The 564-nt window shown below is 59.9% G+C and carries 1 protein-coding gene and 1 pseudogene; both read left to right on the forward strand.

Features of this window, described 5'->3' with window-relative positions:
• Positions 1–188, forward strand: a pseudogene (locus CKO12_RS14470) (nitrogenase molybdenum-iron protein alpha chain); the annotation flags it as partial.
• A 37-nt stretch (positions 189–225) separates the two neighbouring features.
• Positions 226–564 (forward strand): DUF3364 domain-containing protein (locus tag CKO12_RS14475; RefSeq protein WP_200155412.1); only part of this gene is annotated, 339 nt, incomplete at its 3' end.

Genomic DNA, 564 nt, shown 5'->3' on the forward strand with positions numbered 1-564 from the left:
GCATCAAGGAAAAATACGCCGTTCAGAAGATGGGCGTGCCTTTCCGCCAGATGCACTCCTGGGATTACTCGGGTCCTTACCACGGCTATGACGGCTTCGCCATCTTCGCCCGTGACATGGACATGGCCATCAACAATCCGGTCTGGGCCTTGCTGAAAGCCCCGTGGACCAAGGCCGCCGCCGAGTAAGTCCCTTAAGACCAGAACGCCAGACTGGAGAGAGCTGATGCCCCAGAACGCGGACCTCATCAAAGACCACATTCCCTTGTTCCGGGAACCCGAATACACGGAAATGTTCGCGCGCAAGCGTGAGTGTTTCGAAAACAGCCATGGCGAGGCCAAGGTCGCCGAAGTCGCCGAATGGACCAAGTCCTGGGACTACCGGGAAAAGAACTTGGCCCGGGAAGCCCTGGTGATCAATCCCAACAAGGCCTGCCAGCCGCTGGGCGCCCTGTTCGCCGCCGCCGGTTTCGATGGTACGCTGGGGTATGTCCATGGCTCGCAGGGCTGCGCCGCCTATTTCCGCTCGCATCTGTCGCGTCACTTCAAGGAAGCCTCCTCGGTG

The sequence above is a fragment of the Chromatium okenii genome (assembly GCF_016583745.1).
In the GTDB taxonomy this organism is placed as follows: domain Bacteria; phylum Pseudomonadota; class Gammaproteobacteria; order Chromatiales; family Chromatiaceae; genus Chromatium; species Chromatium okenii.